General features: G+C 70.7%; 17 protein-coding genes and 1 tRNA gene. 11 read left to right on the top strand and 7 right to left on the bottom strand.

Going from position 1 to position 19746, the window contains the following annotated elements:
• Positions 1-857 precede the first annotated feature (857 nt).
• Positions 858-2330 (top strand): DUF222 domain-containing protein, encoded by a 1473-nt coding sequence (locus AB0B89_RS24815; protein ID WP_358557291.1) that lies wholly within the window; start codon positions 858-860, stop codon positions 2328-2330.
• Positions 2331-2474: 144 nt separating this feature from the next.
• Here AB0B89_RS24815 and AB0B89_RS24810 read toward each other — a convergent pair whose 3' ends face one another.
• A complete protein-coding gene (locus AB0B89_RS24810; protein WP_358557288.1) occupies positions 2475-3068 on the bottom strand; it encodes an isochorismatase family protein in 594 nt (197 codons plus the stop codon).
• Between the two features lie 72 nt (positions 3069-3140).
• On the opposite strand from AB0B89_RS24810, the gene AB0B89_RS24805 reads away from it, so the two are divergent.
• Complete coding sequence (locus tag AB0B89_RS24805) at positions 3141-4094, top strand: helix-turn-helix domain-containing protein (RefSeq protein WP_358557286.1); 954 nt, start codon at positions 3141-3143, stop codon at positions 4092-4094.
• 15 nt (positions 4095-4109) lie between these two features.
• Here the strand turns inward: AB0B89_RS24805 and AB0B89_RS24800 are convergent, their stop codons facing one another.
• Positions 4110-4742 (bottom strand): hypothetical protein, encoded by a 633-nt coding sequence (locus tag AB0B89_RS24800; RefSeq protein ID WP_358557283.1) that lies wholly within the window; start codon positions 4740-4742, stop codon positions 4110-4112.
• A 396-nt stretch (positions 4743-5138) separates the two neighbouring features.
• Between AB0B89_RS24800 and AB0B89_RS24795 the strand changes: the two genes are divergently transcribed.
• Together AB0B89_RS24795 and AB0B89_RS24790 are read left to right on the top strand one after the other, a co-directional pair.
• A complete protein-coding gene (locus tag AB0B89_RS24795; RefSeq protein WP_358557281.1) occupies positions 5139-6740 on the top strand; it encodes a hypothetical protein in 1602 nt (533 codons plus the stop codon).
• A gap of 61 nt (positions 6741-6801) precedes the next feature.
• On the top strand, positions 6802-7989 hold the full coding sequence (locus AB0B89_RS24790; RefSeq protein ID WP_358557278.1) for an amino acid deaminase/aldolase: 1188 nt from the start codon (positions 6802-6804) through the stop codon (positions 7987-7989).
• Positions 7990-8002: 13 nt separating this feature from the next.
• On the opposite strand, the gene AB0B89_RS24785 is transcribed toward AB0B89_RS24790, so the two are convergent.
• Complete coding sequence (locus AB0B89_RS24785; RefSeq protein WP_358557276.1) at positions 8003-8344, bottom strand: DUF3618 domain-containing protein; 342 nt, start codon at positions 8342-8344, stop codon at positions 8003-8005.
• Positions 8345-8468: 124 nt separating this feature from the next.
• On the opposite strand from AB0B89_RS24785, the gene bcp reads away from it, so the two are divergent.
• The 6 genes from bcp (at position 8469) to AB0B89_RS24755 (ending at position 14754) form a co-directional block, all read left to right on the top strand.
• The gene (bcp, locus tag AB0B89_RS24780) at positions 8469-8942 is read left to right on the top strand and encodes a thioredoxin-dependent thiol peroxidase (protein ID WP_358557273.1); all 474 of its coding nucleotides are present in this window, start codon (positions 8469-8471) and stop codon (positions 8940-8942) included.
• Between the two features lie 54 nt (positions 8943-8996).
• Positions 8997-9070: transfer RNA gene (locus AB0B89_RS24775), tRNA-Leu, on the top strand.
• 357 nt (positions 9071-9427) lie between these two features.
• Positions 9428-10606 (top strand): sensor histidine kinase, encoded by a 1179-nt coding sequence (locus AB0B89_RS24770; protein ID WP_358557270.1) that lies wholly within the window; start codon positions 9428-9430, stop codon positions 10604-10606.
• Positions 10603-11280: a response regulator transcription factor gene (locus AB0B89_RS24765; RefSeq protein WP_358557268.1), complete on the top strand. Its 678-nt coding sequence runs from the start codon at positions 10603-10605 to the stop codon at positions 11278-11280. The genes AB0B89_RS24770 and AB0B89_RS24765 overlap by 4 nt, the downstream gene beginning before the upstream one ends.
• A 191-nt stretch (positions 11281-11471) precedes the next feature.
• Entirely contained in the window at positions 11472-12233 is a 762-nt protein-coding gene (locus AB0B89_RS24760) for an ABC transporter ATP-binding protein (RefSeq protein WP_358557265.1), read from the top strand.
• A 1-nt stretch (position 12234) separates the two neighbouring features.
• On the top strand, positions 12235-14754 hold the full coding sequence (locus tag AB0B89_RS24755; RefSeq protein WP_358557262.1) for an FtsX-like permease family protein: 2520 nt from the start codon (positions 12235-12237) through the stop codon (positions 14752-14754).
• A 12-nt stretch (positions 14755-14766) separates the two neighbouring features.
• Here AB0B89_RS24755 and AB0B89_RS24750 read toward each other — a convergent pair whose 3' ends face one another.
• On the bottom strand, positions 14767-15513 hold the full coding sequence (locus AB0B89_RS24750) for a helix-turn-helix domain-containing protein (protein WP_358557259.1): 747 nt from the start codon (positions 15511-15513) through the stop codon (positions 14767-14769).
• Positions 15514-15777: 264 nt separating this feature from the next.
• Between AB0B89_RS24750 and AB0B89_RS24745 the strand changes: the two genes are divergently transcribed.
• On the top strand, positions 15778-16983 hold the full coding sequence (locus tag AB0B89_RS24745) for a cytochrome P450 (RefSeq protein ID WP_358557256.1): 1206 nt from the start codon (positions 15778-15780) through the stop codon (positions 16981-16983).
• A 3-nt stretch (positions 16984-16986) separates the two neighbouring features.
• Here the strand turns inward: AB0B89_RS24745 and AB0B89_RS24740 are convergent, their stop codons facing one another.
• The 3 genes from AB0B89_RS24740 to AB0B89_RS24730 form a co-directional block, all read right to left on the bottom strand.
• A complete protein-coding gene (locus tag AB0B89_RS24740; protein WP_358557253.1) occupies positions 16987-17271 on the bottom strand; it encodes a hypothetical protein in 285 nt (94 codons plus the stop codon).
• The gene (locus AB0B89_RS24735; protein ID WP_358557250.1) at positions 17268-18332 is read right to left on the bottom strand and encodes a toxin glutamine deamidase domain-containing protein; all 1065 of its coding nucleotides are present in this window, start codon (positions 18330-18332) and stop codon (positions 17268-17270) included. Before AB0B89_RS24735 ends, AB0B89_RS24740 begins: the two co-directional genes overlap by 4 nt.
• A 124-nt stretch (positions 18333-18456) precedes the next feature.
• Positions 18457-19746: molybdopterin-dependent oxidoreductase (locus AB0B89_RS24730; RefSeq protein ID WP_358557246.1), on the bottom strand; the 1290-nt coding region annotated here is incomplete at its 5' end.

The raw sequence follows: 19746 nt of genomic DNA, 5'->3' as shown, positions 1-19746 counted from the left end.
GCAGATCAGATCTGCGAACGCAATACCGGGACGAACACGACGCAGAAGGATATCCGCTCCGGCCAATGATCGCTGCTCGTGTTCACGCACGACTGCCGGCGAGAATCAAGTACGTTGCGGAGCCGCTTCTACGGGCGATTTCGTAGGCACCAATCCTCACGCCCCGCCGCCCGTGGCTCAACTGGATTGGGTTGCGTTCCGGCCGGTCCAATGCCCCCAAGCAAGTTCCCACGAGGACGGTGGTTCGTACTAGATCGGGCGACGTGGGCAGACCGGTACCGCTCCCCGGTAACGCCCGTTCAGTACGGCCATGACCTTACTCCGCCTAAGCCGGATGGTACCAATTTTGACAGTTAACCCTGATGCGACAATTTGGATTTAATGCACTTAATGCCCGGCTATTGCGGACGGGAATTGGGTTGCGGAAGAGTTCGACTTGTGAAACCATTCGCACAGGAGTTCGAGTCTCTTGGGGGTGGGGTGTGACGGACTTCTCCGAGCGTGGCCGATCACACCTATCCAGGCCGGGTGTCCTGGGCCCCGAGTGGTGGGCGGCGGCGGTCGCGCGTTCCTCCGGTTGGTCCAGCGACGGCTCCACCGCACACGACTTCTCCCTGCAGGAGGACTCTCCCGACCCCAGCCTCCTCGACCGAGACCAGCACACCCCAGGCCCACATGACCGGGCCCCGAATCCTCCAACCCCGCATGACCGCGAGCCGTATGGCCAGGATCTAGGTGATCCAGAGCGCGGTGGCGTGGGGGACGGCTCTACTGGTACCGACGACCAGGCGGATGCCGGCGGCCCAGAGGACGCCGGCGACCCGGCGGATGGTGGGGATGGTGGTCGGGCGTCGTGGGTGCTGGTAGGGCGGGTGCGGGAGGCCGCGGAGGCGTTGGCGGTGGCGCCGGTGCCGGAGTCGCCGGCGATCTGCGCGGCAGAGGTGGAGGATCTGGTGTTCGCCCGGGATCGGCTGACCTCGGCGATCGCGGCCCGGGTGGGGCGGGTGCATGCGTCGGGCGAGGCCAGGGCCCAGGGGCATGCCTCGACCAAGACGTGGTTGCGGTCGGGGTGCGGGATGAGCATGCCCGCCGCCGGGCACCTGGTCTGCCTCTCGTCGGAGCTCGCGCGGCTGCCGGTGGTGCGGGAGCGGTTCGCCTCGGGAACCCTTCCCGAGGGGATGGTGTCGGCCATCTGTGCGGCCACCGCGCACCTGAACGACGAGCAGACGCAGGTGGCCGAGCCGATCCTGGTCAGCCTGGCCGATGAGGCGAGTCCGGGCGAGGTGGCCAAGGCGGGCCGTTACCTGCGCGAGGTGCTCGTCCCCGACGCGACCGCCACCGAGGCCGAAGCCGATCACGCCGCCCGGTTCCTCATCGTGCGCCCCAGCGCGACCGGTGGGATGGAAGGGGAGTTCCAGCTCCCGCGTGAGGCCGCCGCGCGGCTCAAGACCCTGCTGGACACCTACGCCCGGCCCCGTACCGACGGCGACGACCGCCCCTTGCGCGTCCGCAACGCCGACGCCTTCATCGCCCTGCTGGAGCAGCAGATCACCACCGAACTGCTGATCCTGGTCAACGCCGCCTCCCTCCCCGACGACCCGCTCCACCCGTCGTCAGAGGCTCACGGCGCCCGGACAGCGGGCAGCGTGCAGGCGAAGGACGGCGACACCCCGCACCCGCAGACCTGGCACGCCAAAACCAGGTACAAACCCGCACCTACCGATCCGGCCGGACCTTTCCATGCGGAGCCTGCTGGAAGTCGGAGGTATGTGGACTCTGCTGGGTGTGGCGGGTCTGTGGAGGAAGAACAACCTGCCCAGCGTGTCCGGCGACGGCCTGCCGGGGCCGACGATGATATGTGCGGCAGGTGCGGGCAGCGGGCCGATCGAAGCCTCCCCGCCATGCTGCCGGCCACCGGGCAACTGCTACCCGCTGGTGACATCCACCGGCTCGCCCGCACCTCCACCCTGATACGAATCGTGATGAACGCCGACGGCCAAGTGCTGGACATGGGGCGCAAAGTACGACTCGCCACCCCCAGCCAACGCCGAGCGGTCATCGCCCGATACGCGACCTGCTGGGTCGAAGGCTGCCCGCTGCCGGCCACCATGTGCCAGATCGACCACGCCCACAGTTGGACCCACGGCGGACCCACCGACCTCAAGAACCTCGGACCCGCCTGCCAGTTCCACAACCGCGACCGCTACCGCCACCCCGACCGCTACCAACGCCGCCGCACCGGAAAAGACCGCTGGACCTACACCTACCTCGGGCGCAGCCAAAGCCAACAGCACCATGAAGACGCTGCTCGACCACACCCTCGGACATGACGGTGCGACAGGGATTCCATCCCGGGTCACGCTTACCGTGCGCATCATCGCGATACTCCGCCGTAGTGCGCCGGACACCCGAACCGCATGGTCTGGGCATGCGCGCCACTCGCCACTCGCTACTCGGCAAGATCCGCCCCTAGGTCAGCCCGTAGCCATCGCGTTCACGAGGTCGGCGGTGCGGACGACTTGTGCGAAGCCGCCGTGGTGGAGGTTGGCGGCGGTGGCGCGGGTGAGTTCCTCGGCCGTGACGACCTCGCCGTCGGGGCCGATGGCGTCGAAGGTGTGCATGGCGTCGATCGGGTACAGCACCCGGTAACCGAGGTTGCCGCCCATGCGGGCCGTGGTCTCGTTGCACATGTTGGTCTGGATGCCGACGATGACGATCTGTCCGATCTCGCGGTCGCTCAGCCACTCGTGCAGGTTCGGCTCCCCGTAGAACGCGGAGTTGACCGACTTGGTGACCAGAAGGTGCTCTTGGTCAGGTCCCAGGGCCTCCCCCACGAGGTCCTTCAGTTCGTTACCCGGCTGGCCGGGTGCCAGCGGTGAACCCGGCGTTCGCGAGTCGTGCCGTACCACCACGACCGGGCGCCGCCGCGCGCCCCACTCCCGGATCAGCGCCGCGATGTTCTCCTCCGCCGCCGGGTTGTCCCGCCGCCCCCAGTACGCGTCCTCGAAGGCCTTCTGCACGTCGATGACGATCAGCGCGGCGTTGTGCTCGATGTGAATGTCGCTCATGACGCCAAGCCTCGCCCGGCCGGGCGTACGCATGCGAGCGGCAGAAATGTCATTGTGCGGTACTTTCCTGCCATGCGCACCGTGGCGACCCTCCTCTACGACGACATGCGGGCCTTCGACTACGCGGTCATCGCCGAGGTCTGGGGCATGGATCGTACGGACGGCGGGGTGCCCGCCTTCGAGCTGCGCCGCTGCTCGGCGGACGGCCGGCCCGTACGGATGCACCCGGGCGCGTTGGTCGAGGCGACGCACGACCTCGACGGCCTGGCCGGTGCGGACCTGGTCCTGGCACCCGGCCGGGAGGACCCCAGCGCCCCCGTACCGGATGAGATCGCCGAAGCGCTCCGCGCGGCGCGTACGGCTGGGAAGACGGTCGCCTCGCTCTGCGCGGGGGCGTTCGTGCTGGCGGCGGCGGGCATCCTCGACGGCCGCCGGGCCGTCACCCACTGGCGGTTCACCGAGCGGCTCGCCCGGGACCATCCGGACATACTCGTCGTACCGGATGTGCTGTTCATGGAGGACGACGGGGTGTGGACCGCCGCCGGGACGGTCGGCGGGGTCGACCTCTGCCTGGAACTGGTCCGAAGGGCGCATGGCGCGGCCGTGGCCAACACGATCGCCCGCCGTATGGTCACCGCGGCCCACCGCGACGGTGGCCAGGCGCAGTTCGTGGAACGGCTGGTGCCCCGGGTGCCCAGCGCTAAGTCGGTCATCACCACCACGCTGGAGTGGGCCCGCGGCCACCTCGAACGGCCACTCACCGTCAGCGACCTGGCGAGACACGCCCGTACGGCGCCGCGTACCTTCGCCCGCAACTTCGTCGCGCTCACCGGCACCACGCCCGCGCAATGGCTGATCAGGCAGCGCGTCGCCGAGGCGCAGCGGCTACTGGAGACCACCGAACTGTCTGTCGAGCAGGTGGCCACACGGTGCGGGTTCGGCACGGCGACGATGCTCCGCCGCCACTTCACCCGAATCATCGGCACAGCCCCGAGCCGGTACCGCCGCACCTTCGCTCACACCTGACCGGATGCGCCCGCGCTACCGCGTGCGCAGCAGTTCAAGGCCGAGCCGGACGCCGCCGATCGCGATCAGCGCGCCGTGCGCGATGCGGAGCGCGGGCGGGGCGAAGAACTGCGGGAGGAACAGGGCGAACCCGGCGGCGAGGGGCACGGCGCTCCAACGTGCCAGCGTGCCCGAGCGCCAGATCGCGACGGCGGCCATCGTCACGCCGACGGCCAGCAGCACGAGTCCGGCCCCGAACAAGGTGATCGCCGCGGGAAGGTAACGGAATTCTTCGACGAGTCGCAGCAGTGATGCGCTGCCGTCCTGGACAGCTCGGTGACCGATGACGTTCGCGCCGAAGACTTCGGCACCGTAGTAGGGAAGGGTCAGTCCCGCGCCGATCCACGTCACCACGAGCGCGTGAAGAGTGCGGCGCTGGTTCAGCACCAGATGGAGTGCCAGCAGTCCCAGCGTGAGCAGGACGAACCCGACGACGGCGAACAGATGGGACGCGATCCAGGCCGACGAGGCCATCGCCACCGCACCTGCCAGGGACGACTCGTCGGAGTACGGCCGCACCAAGGGATAGGCGAGGAACAGGACGCCGGCGACCGCGAGGGCCGCGGCCCCCATGCGGGGACGGGGAAGTGCGGGGGCGGAGACGTTCACGAGTGTCGTTCCTATCGGGAGGGGTGGGAGCTTCCATTCACGCGCTCTATATCGAGAGCAATGCTCTCTATAATGAGCGCCGATGTCAACCTAGTCTCCCGCTCCGATCGGCTGGAAAGGGCCGGTGGAGCCGCCGACCACGGATGTCGGCGACGCCCTGAGATGGCCGGTCGAGGTGAGTTCCAATGAGCTGGGCCGGTCAAAGACGGGACCGGACGGCAGGCCGGCCGAGACGTGACCCAGCGAGAGGACACGCCGAGGCGAGACCGAGGGGCAGGACCGGCCAGGGGAGGGTCCTGTGGGATGTGGGTTCCCTGGGAGGGTGTGGACAACGGGTGCGGGGGGTTGCGGGGGCACCTAGCATGAAACCCCGTCGTCGCCCCCGAGGAGGTTCCGGTGCTGCCGGGCACGGCTCCGAACACGGTCGCCCCCACTGCCACGGAGGCACCCGACCCCCGCTCCTCACGTCCGTCCGTGAAGGCGTTCGCGCGGGCCCACTGGGTCTTCCTGCTCGCGCTGGCGACCGGGGCTCTGCTGAGGCTGGTCGCCGTCCTCGGGTACCGTCCGGCACTCTGGTTCTGGGCCGACTCGTTCGTCTACGTCAAGGCGGCACTCGATCCTCAGCCGCTGGATTCGCGCCCCTCCGGGTACTCCCTGTTTCTGTGGGCGCTGCGGCCACTGGAGAGCTTCGGCGCGGTCGTCGTCGTCCAGCACCTGCTCGGGCTGGGCATGGCGGTCTGCGTCTACGCCCTGCTCCGCCGCCGCGCCCGGCTGCCGGGCTGCGGCGCGACCCTGGCGGCCGTCCCGGTGCTGCTCGACACCCACCTGATCCAGCTTGAGCACCTGATCATGGCCGACCTGCTGTTCACCTTCCTGGTGACGGCGGCGGTGACCGTGCTGCTCTGGCGCGAGCGTCCGGCGGTGGGAACGGCGGCAGGGACAGCAGCAGGGACAACGGTGGGGGCGACGGCAGGGACGGCCGTGTGGACGGCCGTGGCCGCCGGCCTGCTGCTGGTGGCCGCCACCTCCACCCGCACCGTCGGCCTGCCCGTGCTGGTCATCGCGCTCGTCTGGATGCTGATCGCGCGGGCGGGGTGGCGGGCCCTGCTCGCCGCCGCGCTCGCGGGCGCCGTGGGCATCGGAGGGTACGCGGTCTGGTTCCACAGCGAGCACGGAAGCTACGGCCTCGGCCAGAGCAACGTCTGGCTCTGGGCGCGCACCATGACGTTCGCCGACTGCGCGAAGATACGACCGGCAGGCGACGAGAAGGTGCTCTGTCCCACCGAACCCGTGGGCCGGCGCCCCGCGCCCCCGGTCTACATCTGGGATGCGAGGTCGCCGCTCGCCAAGGTCCGCAAGGACGCCGACCGCGAGCGGCTCGCGGGCCGGTTCTCCACTGAGGCGATCATGGCGCAGCCGATCGACTTCGTGCTCACCGGCGTCAAGGACGCCCTGTGGGGCTTCGAGTGGACCCGCAGGGTCTATCCCACCCCCGGCCCGCAGAGCGCGTACGTCTTCCCCGACTCGGTGAAACCGTTCACCGACAAGATCGCCTCCTCTGGCCGCACCGCGCCCGAGCTGACCTCGGCCTACCAGGGCCGCAGCGGCGACACGGTGATCGCCGAGCCCTATGCCGGCTGGCTGCGCGCCTACCAGGAGCAGGGCTATGTGCGGGGCCCGCTGCTCGCGATGATCATGCTCGTGGGCCTGTTCGGAGTGCTCATGCGCTGGCGGCGGCTGGGCGGCCCGGTGCTCCTGCCGTGGGCGGTGGCCGTGACGCTGCTCGTCCTGCCCCCGCTGATCGCCGCGTTCGACCACCGGTACGTCGTGCCCGTCGTACCGGTCGCGTGCATGGCGGCGGGTCTCACGTTCGAGGGCCTGCGTCGCGTCAGGCGTCCCGCCGGACGCCGCAGGGCCGCGAACCCCCCGGCACCGGCCGCCATACAGCCCACATCGGCGGCACCGGGCGAAGCGAACGCTTCATCAGGCACGGAGTGATCCCCGGGAAGCCACCTAACGTGAACTATGCTCATCTATGAGGGCGGATTAAGCTTCGGTCATGGACGACCGCCAGCGCTATGACCGGGCCACCGCGGATCTCGATCCCCCGTTCGCCATCCTCGACCTGGACGCGCTCCGGTCCAACGGCGCCGCGATGGCCCGCAGGGCGCGGGGCAAGCCGATCAGGGTCGCCAGCAAGTCGATCCGCTGCCGGGCCGTCCTCCGGCGCGCGCTGGAGATGGACGGCTTCGCCGGGGTCATGGGCTTCACCCTCCCCGAGGCTCTCTGGCTCGCCTCCGAGGGGTTCTCCGACATCCTGGTCGCCTACCCGACAACGGACAGGAGGGCGCTGGCCGAGTTGGCGGGGGACGCGCGGGCAGCCCGGGAGATCACGCTGATGGTCGACTGCCCCGAGCATCTGGACGCCATCGACGAAGCGGTCGACGGCGTGCCGCCCCGCCACGAGATCCGTATATGTCTGGATATTGATGCGGCGTTCACCGCGCTCGCAGGCAAGCTGCGTGCCGGAGTGCTGCGCTCCTCGGTCAGGGAGCCGGAGCAGGCGGCCGAGCTGGCCGCCGAGATAGCCAAACGCCCGGGGTTCCGGATGGTCGGGCTGATGGCCTACGAGGCCCAGATCGCGGGCGTGGGCGACCGGGTGCCGGGCCCGTACGGCCAGGTGATCCGGTGGATGCAGGCCCGGTCGCAGCGCGAGCTGATCGTCCGCAGGGGACGCATCGCCGAGGCCGTCCGGCAGGTCACCGACCTGGAGTTCGTCAACGGCGGCGGCACGGGGTCGGTCGAGAAGACCTCACGCGAGAAGGCGGTCACCGAGGTCGCGGCCGGATCGGGGTTCTTCCACCCGCGTCTGTTCGACTTCTACAGGGGCTTCACCGGCCGGCCCGCGGCGCTGTTCGCGCTCCCCGTCGTGCGTAGGCCCGTCGACGGAGTGGTCACCGTGCTGGGCGGCGGCTACCATGCCTCCGGCTCGGCGGGCGCGTCCCGGCTTCCCCAGCCGTATCTTCCGGCCGGGCTGCGGTACGACGCGCGGGAGGGCGCGGGCGAGGTGCAGACCCCCCTGCTCGGCCAGGCGGCCCACGACCTGAGGATCGGCGACCGGGTGTGGTTCCGCCACGCCAAGGCCGGAGAGCTCTGCGAGCGCTTCGACGCGCTCCACCTGGTCGAGGGCGACCGCGTGGTGGAGACGGTGCCGACCTACCGGGGCGAGGGCAAGGCGTTCCTCTGACCTGCGGCGCGGGTCAGCGGCGGCGACGCCAGAGGGCTATCGCGGCACCCACCACGACGACCGCGCCCACGCCGATGAGGATCGGCGCGAGGCTCCTCGGAGGGAAGTCATCGTGCCAGCCCTCGTCCTCGCCGTACGCCCCGGGCTCGGCGAACTTCGCCGGGTAGGCCACGCCGAAGGCCATGTCGCGTGCCGCCGCGACCAGGTGCTCGGCGTTGGCCCTGGCCTTGGCCACGCCGCGCCCGGCGACCCGCTTGGGGCTGACGCGATCGACGATGGCATCCACGGTTACAGCCAGCTCCGCCCGGGTGCGCTCGATGTTCTTCTCGAGCGCCTCGGGATCGGTGTCCGCCATGACGATCCCCTTCGCTTCCTCCCGGGCGAGCCTCCCTCGCCCGGCTCGCCGCCACGTTCGCAGCGATCAGTCTGTCAGGTCGTGTGTCCACGCGGCACGGTGGGCGTGCCGGTAGGTTGTCTCCGTGACGCAGACGAGACTCGAACCCGGCGACGCCGCGCCCGACTTCACCCTGCCCGACGCCGAGGGCACGGGCACCAGCCTGGAATCCTTCCGTGGCAAGCGGGTCATCCTCTACTTCTACCCCGCCGCGATGACGCCTGGGTGCACGAAGCAGGCTTGCGACTTCCGCGACAGCCTCGACAGCCTGGCCGCGGCCGGCATCACCGTGCTCGGCGTGTCGAAGGACACCCCGCAGAAGCTGGCGAAGTTCACCGAGCGCGACGCGCTGACGTTCCCGCTGCTGTCCGACCCCGACCTCGCGGTCCACCAGGCGTACGGCGCCTACGGTGAGAAGACGATGTACGGCAGGACGACGGTCGGGGTGCTGCGGTCGACGTTCGTCATCGACGCCGACGGCAAGATCGAGAAGGCTCTGTACAACGTGAAGGCCACGGGTCACGTCGCGCGTCTGCGCAAAGATCTGGGCCTCGCTTAATAGGTACGGCTGTCGCCCCGCGCTCAACTAAGATGGCGCAAGCCGTACAGGCATGGGGTCGTAGCCCAATGGCAGGAGGCACAGGTTTTAGGTACCTGACAGTGTGGGTTCGAATCCCACCGACCCCACCGCGACAGCCGGAGCCTCATCCGAGCCACAACGAGAGCCGCCTCCATTGTGATGGAGGCGGCTCGATCGCGATCGGCCCGCTGGGCATGGGGCGTCAGGCGCGGGAAGGGGAGACGGTCTGGGGCCTCGGGGTCGCGTGGCTTTCCCCCCTGCCACGCGACCCGTCGTCTTTGTACCCCGGCATCACTGTCTCCCTTTACTCACCCGGAGGTGCTCCCAAAAAGAACTATCCCTTACGAGCCGTAAGACCGGTGTAAGCCATTTGTCGGTTCCGAGCCGCATACGACCTGGGTCGTAGGAACAGATCCCTCTCCAGAGGGAAGGGACGTGAACTGCGCGAACGTAGGGTTGGATCCGTGTTCGGCAGAGTGCGCGCATGGGGATCCCGCCACGGCAGGGTGGTGAACGGCCTCGTCATGGCACCGCTCGTCCTCCTATGCGTCCAGTCGACCGGCGGCTTCACCCGGAGTCATAACGTGGACGCCGTCGACCTCGGCGTGCCGGGATACCTGGCGCTGTCCGCCGCGCTCATCGCCCCGCTCGTCTGGCGGCGGAGCCGGCCCCTCCACGTGTTCGCCGCCATCGCGCTCATCGCCTTCGCGCAGTCTCTGTCCAGGATCGAACCGATCCCCGCGGACGTCGCGGTCCTCGTAGCGATGTACTGCGTCGCGTCGTACCGTCCCCTGCGCTGGGCCCTCGTCGCCGGGGCCATCGTCGAGCTGAACGTGTGCCTGCTGATGGTGCGCTTCGGCATGCCGAGTCTCCTGGCCTTCGCCTCCGGCTCGCTGTTCGTGGTCGCTCCCTGGATCGGCGGCATCTACGCCAACACCCGGCGGCGCTACCTCGAAAGCCTGGAGGAACGGGCCGAACGCGCCGAGCACGAGCGCGACCAACAGGCCCGCATCGCCACGGCGGCCGAGCGGGCACGGATCGCCCGCGAGCTGCACGACGTGGTGGCCCACAACGTGAGCGTGATGATCGTCCAGGCCGACGGCGCGGGCTACACCATCGACAGCGACCCCGAACAGGCACGCCGGGCCGTACAGACCATCTCCAGCACCGGACGGCAGGCGCTCGCCGAGATGCGCCGCCTGGTCGGGGTGCTGAGGCAGGACGACGCGGGCGAGGAGGACTACGCGCCCCAGCCGGGCGTGGCGGACCTCGACGAGCTGATGGCGCACATCCGCCAGTCGGGCCTGCCGGTGGAGTTCACGGTGAGCGGCCCCCCCCGCGACCTGCCGGAGGGCGAGCAACTGGTGATCTACCGCATCGTCCAGGAGGCCCTGACCAACGCCCTCAAGCACGGGGGGCCGGATGCCCGTGCCCGGGTCGAGATGGAGTACGGTCCGCAGGACATCACTTTGCGGGTGGTCGACGACGGGCGGGGCGCGGCGGCGCCCCGGAGCATCGACGGGCACGGGCTGATCGGCATGCGCGAGCGCGTCGCGATGTACGACGGAAGCGTGCACGCCTCCCCCTGCCCCGGAGGAGGTTTCCAGGTGACCGTACGGCTACCGGTGAGCAGGGCCGCGTGAACGTCAGGGTGGTGCTGGTCGACGACCAGGAGCTCGTACGGGCCGGATTCCGCATGGTCCTCGGGGCCCAGCCGGACATCGACGTCGTCGGAGAAGCCGCCGACGGGGCCGCCGCCGTGCGGTTGCTCGGTTCCGTACGGGCCGACGTCGTCCTGATGGACGTGCGCATGCCCCGCATGGACGGCGTCGAGGCGACCCGGCTGATCCTGGCCATGCCCGACCCGCCCAGGGTGCTCATCCTGACGACCTTCGACCTCGACGAGTACGCCTTCACGGCGCTCAAGGCGGGGGCGTCGGGTTTCCTGCTGAAGGACGTGCCGCCGTCCGACCTCATCAGCGCGATCCATTCCGTGCACGCGGGGGACGCCGTGGTGGCGCCCAGCACGACCAGGCGGCTGCTGCGGCGGTTCACCGCCCACCTGCCCAGCGCGCAGACGGCGGAGCCGGAAGGCCTGCGCCAGCTCACCGCCCGCGAGCGCGAGGTCCTGGTGCTGGTCGGGCGTGGGCTGTCCAACGCGGAGATCGCGGAGCGGCTCACTCTGGCGGAGGCCACGGTCAAGACGCATCTCGGCCGGGTGCTGGCCAAGCTGGGCGTGCGCCACCGCGCCCAAGTGGTGGTGTACGCGTACGAGACCGGGCTGATCACCCCGTTCCGCGAGGGCGACGAGCGATAGCCCCGTGGGCCGGGGTCGGCCGAAAGGCTGAGTCACGCCTACCTCAGCAGTCGCACCCGGCCCGCGCCACCCCTCCCAGGGCGTACCCGAAGTCCGTTCCCAGGGCTCATGGTTCGCGGCCCGCGCGGCAATAGCGTTGATCTCGCGGAGAGTTTCCGCATTTCACCTGTTTACCGCTTGAGGAGCCACACGTGACCGTCACCGGAGAGGAAGCCGTCCGCCGGACCGCGCCCGCGGCCGTCGTCGCCAGAGGAGTGACCAAGGTGTACGGCGAGGGCGACGCCGCCGTGCGCGCGCTGAGCGGGGTCGACGTCGGATTCGACACCGGTGCCTTCACCGCGATCATGGGTCCGTCGGGCTCGGGGAAGTCCACGCTGATGCACTGCCTGGCGGGGCTGGACACCGTCACGGAAGGCGAGGTCCGCATCGGCGACATCGAGATCACCCGGCTGAGCGACAAGCAGCTCACCCTGCTGCGGCGCGAGCGGGTCGGCTTCATCTTCCAGGCCTTCAACCTGCTCCCGACGCTGACCGCCGAGCAGAACATCCGCCTGCCGCTGGACATCGCCGGCCGCCAGGCCGACCAGCAGCTGTTCGACATGGTGATCCGCACCGTCGGGCTGCGCGACCGGCTCAGGCACAAGCCGGGCGAGCTGTCGGGAGGCCAGCAGCAGCGCGTCGCGGTCGCCCGGGCGCTCATCAGCAAGCCCCAGGTCATCTTCGCGGACGAGCCGACCGGCAACCTGGACTCGCGCAGCGGCGCGGAGGTGCTCTCCTTCCTGCGCACCTCCGTACGGGAGCTCGGCCAGACCATCGTCATGGTGACCCACGACCCCGTCGCCGCCTCGTACGCCGACCGCGTGGTGTTCCTGCGCGACGGCCTGCTGGTGACCGAGCTGGCGCAGCCGTCCCCGCAGACCGTGCTCGACACGCTGATGAAGCTGGAGGGCTGAGGTGTTCCGCACCACTCTGGCGGGGCTGCGCGCGCACAAGCTACGGCTCCTGCTCACCTCTCTGGCGATCACGCTGGGGGTGGGCTTCATCGCGGGCACGTTCGTGCTCACCGACACGGTCCAGGCGGGCTTCTCCCAGCAGATCGCCGCCTCCGCCGACAAGGTGGACGTGGCGGTGCTTCCCTCCGACTCCGGTGGTGACAAGCCCGCCCGGCTGCTCGCGGGCGACCTGGCCAAGGTCCGGGGCGTCACCGGCGTCGCCGAGGCGCAGGGCCTGGTGCAGGGCGAGGCCGCGCTGATCGGCAAGGACGGCAAGGCGGTCGGCGACATCCCGACCACCGGCGTCTCCGTCGTCACGGGCAGGCTGAGCCGCACGGCGATCACCTCCGGAACCGCCCCCACCACCGGCGACCAGGTCGTCATCGACAAGAACACGGCCAAGACCCGGGGCTTCACGCCAGGAGACACCGTCTCGGTGCTGGACGTCCACGGCAAGCCGCACACATTCCAGCTGGTCGGGCTCTTCGACGTGGGCGTGGACCAGCAGCTCGCCTACACGGGCGCGGTCGGGTTCACCTCGGCCACGGCGCAGGCCATGACCGGGGAGAAGGGCTTCACCGAGATCGACGTGGCGGCGGCGGACGGCACGACGCCCGAGAGCCTGAAGGCCGCGATCTCCTCGGCGCTCACCGGCACGAAGTTCAGGGCCTGGACCGGGGACGAGTTCGCCAGGGAACTGACCAGGGCCAACGGCGCCGACATGGACTTCATCACCCTGGGGCTGCTGATGTTCGGCCTGGTCGCGATGCTCGTCGCGGCGCTGGTCATCTACAACACGTTCAACATCCTGGTCGCTCAGCGCACCAGGGAGATGGCGCTGCTTCGCTGCATCGGCGCCACCCGCAGGCAGGTCTTCGGTTCCATCCTCTTGGAGTCGGTGGCGGTCGGCCTCATCTCCTCGGCTCTCGGCCTGCTGACCGGGCTCGGCCTCGGCGCCGGGGCGCTCGCCGTGCTGAAAGCGACGGGACAGGAACTGCCCTCGGGCGGTGTCTCGCTTGCGCCGCGTACCATCGCCCTCGCCATCGTCATCGGCCTGGTCGTCACCGTCGGTGCCGCGCTGATGCCCGCTCGCACGGCCACCAAGGTCGCCCCGATCGCGGCCCTGCGCACCCAGACCGACGACCACACGTTCAGGACCGGGGTCGTGCGGATGGTGTTCGCCGCACTGTTCCTGCTGGGCGGCGCGGGAGCGACCGTGGCCGGAGTCACGATGAAGTCCGGGCCGGCGGCGCTCTACATCGTCATGGCCGGCGGCGTGCTGACCTTCTGCGCCGTGCTGATCCTCGGTCCGGTCATCGTCAAGCCGCTGAGCGCTTTCGCGGGCTGGGCGCCCGCCAGGCTGTTCGGCGTTCCCGGCAAGCTCGCGATGGACAACTCCCGGCGCAATCCGAGGCGTTCGGCCACGACGACGGTCGCGCTGACGATCGGGGTGACGCTGATGACGCTGATCTCGGTCATCACCGCGACCACCCGCGCGACGTACACGGCACGGCTCGACGAGCAGTTCCCGGTCGACTACATGCTCTCCGCGCAGGCCGGCGGTTCCAGCGAGTCTGCTCTCCCGCGAGCCCTGGCCACCGATCTCCGTACGAGGCCCGAGCTGGCCTCGGTGGTGCAGATCCGGGAGGCGGACGCCAAGGTGGGCCAGGGCGACGAAACGTTTCCGGTCGGCACCTTCGACGGGCCGTACACGCCCGCGCTGAAGCAGGGGTCCATGCGCGGCTTCACGGCCGGGTCCGCGCTGGTGGCCACCTACGTCGCCAAGGACCTCGGGATCGCACCGGGCGATTCGATCACGCTGGCCACGCCCAAGGCGGGCACGGTAAAGGTCACGGTGCTCGGGATCTTCGACGGTGACACGGAGTCGCTGCCGGGCGTCACCGTGCCGGAGGGCGCCTTCGAGAACTACTTCGGCCGGCTGGACGACCGCCGCGTTCTCGTGAACGCCAAGGACGGCGTGACCCCCGACGTCTCCAGGAAGGCCGTCGAGGCCGCGGCGCAGCCGTACCCGACCGCCAAGGTCCTCAGCTCGACCGAGGTCAGGACCCAGTTCGACGAGGCGCTGGACATGATGCTCATGATCATCGCCGGGCTGCTCGGGCTGGCGATCCTCATCTCGCTGCTGGGCATCGCCAACACGCTGAGCCTGTCGGTGTACGAACGGACCCGGGAGTCGGCGCTGCTCAGAGCCCTTGGCCTGACCCGGCCGCAGTTGCGGCGGATGCTGTCGGTGGAGGCGCTGATCCTCGGCGTCATGGGGGCGATCGTCGGCGTGGCGTTGGGCGTCACGTTCGGCTGGGCGGCCACCCGGACGATCGTGGACGACATCCACTTCCGGGTCCCGGTGACGCAGGTGCTCCTCTTCGTCGCCCTGTCCGGCCTGGCAGGGGTGCTCGCGGCCGTCCTTCCGGGCCGCCGCGCCGCCCGCGCCTCCATCGTCGGCTCGCTGGCGAGCGACTGACCCCTCGGCTCGTCACGCATGGTCCGGGCGGCCGGAGCGCTGGGAGGTGAAGACCTCCCGCCAGTGCTCGGCCGCCTGGGCCATGTCGCGGCCGACGAAGCCGAAGAACCGGCTCATCTGGTCCAGCCGGGTGCCGGCCGGGGTGGTGGCGCCGAGCACCTCGGCCCCCTGCCGGGCGGCGTCCGCCCACATCGCGCACACCTGCACCTCCCTCACGCTGGCGCGGTACCAGACGTCCTCGTCGATGAGATACCGCTCGCGCCGCCGCCGGGCGTCGCGCTCGCGCCTGACCACGCCCAGCTGTTCGAGGTAGCCGACGGCCTTGGACACCGACGCCGGGCTGACGCGCAACCGCCGCACCAGCTCGGCGGCGGTGAGGCTGGCGACGTCGTCGGTGATCAGGCAGGCGAGCACCCTGGCCGGCATCCTCGGGAGCCCCGTCTGGACCATCATCGCCGTGAACCGCTCCTCGAAGCCGTGCACCGCGTCACGGTCACGGCCGTACGTGTCGGCGGCGCTCGGCGGCGCTGGAGACCCGGCTGTAGATGGGGCAGGCTTGCCCCGGCGGGCGCGCCGGCCGGTCTCCTGCTGCGCGTGATCGGCCCGGTAGCCGTCGTGTCCACCGTTGCGGGTCACCTCACGGCTGACCGTCGAGGTCGGCCGCCGAAGTCGTCTGGCGATCTCGGCGTACTGGAGCCCCTCGGCCAGCCCCGACGCGATGTGCTGGCGGTCCTCGTAGGTCAGCCGGCCTCCCGGCATGCGCGCTCGCCTCCCACTGGTCGATCGTCCCGTGTGGAGATTGTGCGTTCACGCGCAGCACATTGCAACAGGCGACCTATTCCGCATTGCATTTGCTTTGAGTCTCATTGCAACAAAAGGTGATTTTTACCTGCCTGTACGCAGAATCAGCCAGTCATTGAATTGACCAAATATTGAACGCAACGTAGCCTTTTACCGAAAGTGAAGGTGCTGGACGATGACCGGGGAGATCGACGGCGACCACCCCGGCCGGAAGGAACCGACATGACCACGCCACTCCCCTCGGCCGCGCCGCTGCCGACCACGCGCGCTCCGGGCTGCCCGTTCGATCCGCCCCCGGAGCTGACCGAGCTACGCGAGAAGCACCCGGTCAGCCCGATGCTCTTCCCCGACGGGCACGTGGGCTGGCTCGTGACCAGCCACGCCCTGACCCGCGCGGTCCTGGCCGACCCCCGCTTCAGCGCCAGGGCCGAGCTCCTGCACTTCCCGCTGCCCGGGCCGACCGCCACCGCCGAGCGCCGGCCGGCTCCGCCAGGGATCTTCACCCAGACCGACCCCCCTGAGCACACCCGGTACCGGCACCTGCTCACCGGGCAGTTCACCGTCCGCCGCATGCGCCGGCTCACCGGACGCATCGAGGAGATCACCGCCGATCACCTGGACGCCATGGAGCGCCACGGTCCGCCGGTCGACCTGATGGAGGCGTTCGCGCTGCCCATCCCCTCGCTGGTGATCTGCGAGCTGCTCGGGGTGCCCTACTCGGACCGGGAGCTGTTCCAGGAGCAGTCGACCGCGCTGATGCGCCTGGACAACTCCCCGCAGGAGATGTTCGCCGCCTACACCGCGCTGCGCGAGTTCATGGGGGAGTTGGTGCTCGCCAAGCGCGCCAAGCCCACCGACGACCTGCTCAGCGGCCTGACCGCCGGCCCGCTCACCGACGAGGAGCTCACCAACATCGGCTTCACGCTGCTGGGCGCCGGGCACGAGACCACCGCGAACATGCTCTCGCTGGGCGCCTTCGCCCTGCTGCGCCACCCCGACCAGCTGGCCGTCCTGCGCGCCGACCCGGACGGCGTCGACGAGGCCGTCGAGGAGCTGCTGCGCTATCTGAGCATCATCCCCTGCACAGTGCGGGTGGCGCTTGAGGACGTCGAGCTGGGCGGGCAGGTGATCAAGGAAGGTCAGACGGTCACCGTCTCGGTGCCGGCGGCCAACCGCGACCCCGACCGGTTCCCCCACCCCGACACCCTCGACCTGCACCGGTCGGCGAGCGGGCATGTGGCCTTCGGCCACGGCATCCACCAGTGCATCGGCCAGCAACTGGCGCGCATCGAGATGCGGGTCGGCTACCCCGCGCTGTTCGACCGCTTCCCGACCCTCCGCCTGGCCGTACCGCCCGAGGAGGTGCCGCTGCGCACCGACATGCTGATCTACGGCGTGCACAGCCTCCCGGTCACCTGGGACGCATAGCGTCTACCGGGGCCGGCGCCCCGGCCACTGGTCGGCGACCGTCTCGGGGTTCAGCAGGGGACGGATCGAGAGCTCGCCGGTGAACCTGTCGATGACCACGCACCCGCCCCCGACGGTGGCGGGCAGCGTGCCGGGATCCTCGGGCTCGGGCGTCTTCGCCCAGGCGACGTATCCCTCCTCGAACACGTAGAGGCCGACCTCCGTCGCCTCCTCGGCGGGCAGCGGGCCGTTGAAGTACTCCTCGGCCAGCAGCCTGGCCTGCTCCGCCGAGAGCCCCAGCCCGCTCACAGGCGCCGCCCCCGCCGGTCGATCACGACGCAGAAGACGCCGGTGACGGGTCCGGGGGGCGGGTCCACGGAGGTGTGCCCGCGCTGGGCGTCGATCCACACCACCTCGCCCGCCGCGTTGACGGCGTTCCACGCGTGGCTGCCTCCGGACGGCCAGCGGGTGACCAGCACGGCCGCCGCGCCATGCCCTCCGCCCCCCAGGCGCCGCGCGACCGTGGTGTACGCACGGCGCCCCTGCCCGACGTGCTCGAAACGGTGCCCCAGCCAGCGCTCCGCACGGGCGACCCCGCCGGCCTCCCCGCTCAGCGAGGGCCGGCCCACCCGGTCGTACCCGGGCTGCCGGGGCGCGGCCACGACCGGCTCCCCGTGCCAGGTGGAGACGACCGCGAGCGCGCAGTCGAGGGAGTTGGTCGCCCGGAAGGGATCCTCCGAGGGGCCTTCCCCGTTGACCAGGCGCACCCAGGTGCCGCGCGGGTCGGGGAATCGGGCCCCGTCGGGCACGACCTGGCACAGGTCGCGCTGGACCTGCGGGTCGGGCCAGGCCAGGCCGCCCGGTGTGCCGTACGGCCGTGAGGCGTCGAGCCGGGGCGGCCGTCCGGGGGCGTCGAACCAGTCGGCCGCCGGAAGCGGCCACCTGGGCAGGAGCCCGTCGTGGCGCCGGGAGGGCCCGTCGCGCCTCGCGGACAGCAGCCCCTCGGGCCAGCGCGGCAGAAGCCCGTCTCGCCGTCTCGGCGCCGAGCTCTCCCGGCGTTCCGGCGGACCGTCGCACCGAGCGGGCACCGGGACATCGTGCCGTACGGGCGCGGGGGCATCGTGCCGTACGGGCACCGGAACGTCGTGCCGTACGGGGGCGGGGCCGTCGTGCCACGCGGAGACCGGACGGTCGTTGACGGTGAGCGGCCGCAGGACCGGCCGCCACTCTTCGGCGGAGGACTCGGCCGCCAGTTCGTAGTCGCGCCAGCGGACACCGTCGGACGTGACGACGGGGTTGTAGCCCGCCCCCGGCGCCCCCTGCCGAGACGCCCCCCGCGGCGGTGAACCGCCGTAAATGGCTCCGGACAATGTGCTCCCCCAAATCCCCGCACCGACCCCCGGTCAGTGGCCGATCGTAGGGCTGTCGCGACCGGGCGGGCTGCCGATTCCCGGATTCACCTGGGACCACACGCCGAATGCCCGGCGGGGGTGGCTACTTCACCACGACGAGGATGGAGTGCCAGCCGGAGGCGCCGTCCGGTGCGGGAGGGGCGTAGTCGGCGGTCTGGGTCTGTCCCGTCGCGTCCGTCGCCCGCACCTCGATGGTGTGCTTCCCGGGAGTGGCCTGCCAGTCGTCGACCACCCACTGACGCCAGGTGTCGGGACCCGGCACCTCGGCCAGGCGCGCCTGCCGCCACGAGCCCTTGTCGACACGCACCTCGACCGCGTCGATGCCCCGGTGCTGCGCCCACGCCACGCCCGCGATGGCCGTACGGCCGGCGGGGATGGTGGAACCGCCCCGGGGAAGGTCGATCCGCGACTCGGTCTTGATGGGCCCCTTGGGCGCCCATCCACGCGGCGTCCAGTACGCCTCGTCCTGGTCGTAGCGGGTGACCTTGATGTCGGTGACCCACTTGGTCGCCGACACGTAGCCGTACAGGCCGGGGATCACCTGGCGCACGGGGAAGCCGTGGGAGACGGGCAGGACCTCGCCGTTCATCGCGATGGCGAGGAGCGCGTCCCGGCCGTCCATCGTGACGTCCACGGGGGTGCCGCAGGTCCATCCGTCGGAGGAGGTGGACAGCAGCATGTCGGCCCCGGACCGGATGCCGGCCTCGCGGAGCACGTCGGCCAGGCGCGTGCCGAGCCAGCGGGCGTTGCCGACGTACGGTCCCCCGACGTCGTTCGACACGCAGGTCAGCGTGACGTCGGCCTCCATGAGGGGCCGCTTGACCAGCTCGGCGTAGGTCAGCTCGATGGGCCTGTCGACCATGCCGTGGATCTTCAGCGTCCAGGTCTTGGGATCCACCTGGGGCACGACCAGCGCCGTGTCGACCCGGTAGAAGTCGAGATTCGGGGTGGTGAACGGAGACAGGTCCTTCAGGCGGAGGTCGACGCCGGCCGGCAGGGGCTTGGCGGGCGTCGCGGGCCTGGGCAGCGCGATCCGCGCCCGTTCGGCGTCGACGTTCAGCCGGCCGGCGAGGCCCCTGCCGGCCAGCCCTGCGGCCCCGGCGACGACCACGCCCGCGGCGACCCCGGTCAGCAGCCCGCGCCGGTCGAACTCGTACGGGTGCGCGCCCGAGCGCATGACGACCGGCCTCTCCACCCTCCCTCCGAGCACACCCTCGGAAGCAGCGGCCTCAGACGGCACAGGGCCCTCAGACGGCACAGGGCCCTCAGGGGGCGCGAGGCCCTCGCGTGGGCCGTCCGGCGGCTCGGGAGCGGCCTCCTCGGACCGGTAGCGGCGCAGGTCCTCGCGGGCCACGTCGCCGCCGGCGCCGCC

Source organism: Sphaerisporangium sp. NPDC049002, from assembly GCF_040649355.1.
Classification (GTDB): domain Bacteria; phylum Actinomycetota; class Actinomycetes; order Streptosporangiales; family Streptosporangiaceae; genus Sphaerisporangium.
This window is presented reverse-complemented; position numbering and strand designations above follow the sequence as displayed.

Bases quoted from the DNA above. Each gene is read 5' to 3' on its own strand.
- AB0B89_RS24810 (WP_358557288.1), bottom strand. From the start codon at position 3,068: ATGAGCGACATTCACATCGAGCACAACGCCGCGCTGATCGTCATCGAC.
- AB0B89_RS24805 (WP_358557286.1), top strand. From the start codon at position 3,141: ATGCGCACCGTGGCGACCCTCCTCTACGACGACATGCGGGCCTTCGAC.
- AB0B89_RS24790 (WP_358557278.1), top strand. From the start codon at position 6,802: ATGGACGACCGCCAGCGCTATGACCGGGCCACCGCGGATCTCGATCCC.
- AB0B89_RS24785 (WP_358557276.1), bottom strand. From the start codon at position 8,344: ATGGCGGACACCGATCCCGAGGCGCTCGAGAAGAACATCGAGCGCACC.
- AB0B89_RS24750 (WP_358557259.1), bottom strand. From the start codon at position 15,513: ATGCCGGGAGGCCGGCTGACCTACGAGGACCGCCAGCACATCGCGTCG.
- AB0B89_RS24745 (WP_358557256.1), top strand. From the start codon at position 15,778: ATGACCACGCCACTCCCCTCGGCCGCGCCGCTGCCGACCACGCGCGCT.